This is a genomic window from Polynucleobacter sp. 35-46-11 (assembly GCF_002281105.1).
Map to the genome: position 1 here is coordinate 1 of NZ_NCFJ01000331.1, position 2868 is coordinate 2868.

The following is a 2868-nucleotide window of genomic DNA, read 5'->3' on the forward strand; positions in this document are numbered from 1 at the left end:
AAGTACTGATATTTTAAAGGCTTTAATATCAAACCAACCAATTAAATACCCCATATTCCCAAGGAAATGAAATGACGCTGATCGATAAGCTGCAATGGCGCTATGCCACGAAAAAGATGGATTCAACTAAAGCTGTCCCAGTTCAAAAACTAGAGAACATCCTAGAAGCAATTCGATTGACAGCCAGCTCCAGCGGTCTTCAGCCTTATGAAATTTTTGTTATTACCAATGCGGGTATTCGCGAACAAATTAAAGCAATTGCTTGGGGTCAGACTCAAATTACAGACTGCTCTTATCTATTGGTTTTTGCAGCCTGGGATACCTACACAGTTGAGCGCATCAATGCAGCATTTGATATGACTGAAAAGCTGCGGAACTTTAAAAGTGAGTCTGGAACAATTTATCGCCAGAAATTACTGAGTGACTACCCGCTACGCGATCCAGAAACGAATTTCACGCATGCAGCTAAACAAGCCTAAATTGCCTTAGGGACTGCTTTAATTGCAGCCGCCGAAGAGCAGGTGGACTGCACCCCAATGGAAGGTTTTGATCCCGAAGCGCTAGATAGAATTTTGGACTTAAAGGCCACAGGATTGCGAAGTGTCATCATGCTACCTTTAGGCTACAGAAAAACAGATGAAGATTGGTTGGTTACCTTGAAAAAAGTAAGGCGTAGTAAAGAAGACTTTATTCACTGGTTGCCATAAATTACGCTGAAGTGATAATCTCACTTCAGCTGATTAGGTCCTCTTGACCAGCATGCGCTTGCCCAATATGACGGTGGATATCACTAATATTGCGAAGACCACATTCATTAGAGTTAATGAGTCCCCCAACAAAATGCTGGCTGCTAATAAAGTGCAAAAGGGTTGAATCAGCTGCACCTGACTAACGCGCGCAATACCGCCAATCGCTAAGCCCTCATACCAAAAGAAAAATCCAAGGAACATCGGGAATAGACTTAAGTACACGAATGTGGTCCAAGGAAAAATACCTAGGTCTAAATAGCTTGCCTCGAACGTGACATAAGACATCAGCAGGTTGATGGGCAAGGAAATCACTAAAGCCCATGAAATAACAGCACGGGGGTTGATCCTCCGAGATAAATCCCCGCCCTCTACATAACCAATACATGCACAAATACCACCAAGCACTAGCAAGGCATCAACGCTTGTAAAGCTGCCAGAATTTTTTAATAGTGCATACACCGCCACAAGGACGGCGCCCAATAAAGAAACTATCCAGAATCCGAGAGAAGGTCTCTCTTTGAACCGGATAACCCCAATCACAGTTGTTGCTAGCGGCATCATACCCAGAATGACGGCACCGTGAGAGGATGAACCCTGCGTCATTGCTACAGTCGTAAAAATAGGAAAGCCAAATACAACACCCAAAGCAATTACTACAAACTTAGCAAAATCGGTCTTTTGAGGTATTTCCTCTTTTTTATACACAAGATAGGCAATAGCCACTGCACCAGCTAGAGCAGCACGGCCAAATGCGATGAAATAGGGATCAAAACTCAAAACGGCAATCTTGCTCACCGGTAAGGTTAGGCTAAATATCAGAATGCCGATAAATCCAATCAGCATTCCCTTAGTCTCTTTATTCACCGCTCCCCTTTTATTGCACTACAGAATGATTGAACTCTATCACCTAGCTTAATAGATGCCCGGTTTTGACAAAAATAGTGCACCCCTCTTTGCTGAAAGGCTGATGCAGACTTAGATGAGGACTTCTAATCCATGAGCCGGCCGGATAGCGCCCATGCTCATCCTCAAATACACCGTCAACCACAAAGATTTCTTCGCCACCATAATGTTTATGAGGGTTGAAGTAGGTTTGAGGCGCCCATCGAACTAAAGTAGAACCGCTACCTTGCCGCATGAGAGGCATCACAGTGAGGCCAGACACCATACCTTGGTACCAGGGGGCTGATTTGGTATCAATAATCTCTCGCTCAACTTGATCAACGCCAAGGTGGCGCAATTTCACAAAAAGAGTACAGCCGGCTTTACTGAAGGGTGCATGAGAAGATCCAGGGGGATTCATGATATAGCTACCAGCAGGATAGTCGCCGGTTTCATCGCTAAATACTCCATCGAGCACTAATATCTCTTCACCAAATTCATGGGTATGCGTTTGAAACTGCGAGCCAGGCTGATAACGAACAATAGAGGTCGCCTTTGCCACCTCATTACCAATTCGATCAAGCATACGCCGCTCAATACCTACCTCAGGGCTAGGCACCCAAGGTAAATCATGGTGATTAATTACGACCCTCTTGGTGTAATCGGAATTGATGTTCATGAATTGCATTCAAATAATTAAAAATATAACAAAGCATAGCAAGCAATTAGACTTAGCGCTTAGGGGATTCAATTGAAAAACGACTTAGGAATCTCTCTAAGTCGTTAATTTCATTGGTGGGCCCACCAGGACTTGAACCTGGGACCAAAAGACTATGAGAGCAGATATCCAAAGAAAACCACTAAGAATTCAAGAGGTTATGCCTCCTAAATATCGTCGTGTAGCATTTTGTGTAGTGAAATAACACATCATTAAAGAATTACTGGCTGACTATTTGGTTTCCAAAACCAAAGGATTTTTGGAGCAACCATCTAACACCCCATTGCTCCGAAGTAGTTTAAAGAATCTGAAATGTAATTAATGACCCGCTGTAGTCATTTATAGATCGGTAGGCAATAAGACCGAAACACACAAACCAGATTGATTCTTTTCATCGCTAAATTCTAACCTTACTTCTGCTTATGGATAAGGCATCGTTTTCTACTTGACTACTACCTTTATTTGCAAACACTGCAAAGCTTGCAGTAGCAATTGTCACCGCCAAAAAAGAGATTTTGC

At 43.0% G+C, this 2868-nt stretch carries 2 protein-coding genes and 1 pseudogene; 1 reads left to right on the plus strand and 2 read right to left on the minus strand.

The window, feature by feature from the left end; genetic code table 11:
- Positions 1 to 71: 71 nt before the first annotated feature.
- A pseudogene (locus tag B7Y67_RS14400) lies at positions 72 to 707 on the plus strand (NAD(P)H-dependent oxidoreductase).
- A 33-nt stretch (positions 708 to 740) separates the two neighbouring features.
- On the opposite strand, the gene B7Y67_RS14405 reads toward B7Y67_RS14400, so the two are convergent.
- Together B7Y67_RS14405 and B7Y67_RS14410 are read right to left on the minus strand one after the other, a co-directional pair.
- Positions 741 to 1613 (minus strand): DMT family transporter, encoded by an 873-nt coding sequence (locus B7Y67_RS14405; protein ID WP_293599233.1) that lies wholly within the window; start codon positions 1611 to 1613, stop codon positions 741 to 743.
- Between the two features lie 43 nt (positions 1614 to 1656).
- A complete protein-coding gene (locus B7Y67_RS14410; RefSeq protein WP_293599234.1) occupies positions 1657 to 2310 on the minus strand; it encodes a cupin domain-containing protein in 654 nt (217 codons plus the stop codon).
- Positions 2311 to 2868: the final 558 nt, after the last annotated feature.

Bases quoted from the DNA above. Each gene is read 5' to 3' on its own strand.
- B7Y67_RS14410 (WP_293599234.1), bottom strand. From the start codon at position 2,310: ATGAACATCAATTCCGATTACACCAAGAGGGTCGTAATTAATCACCAT.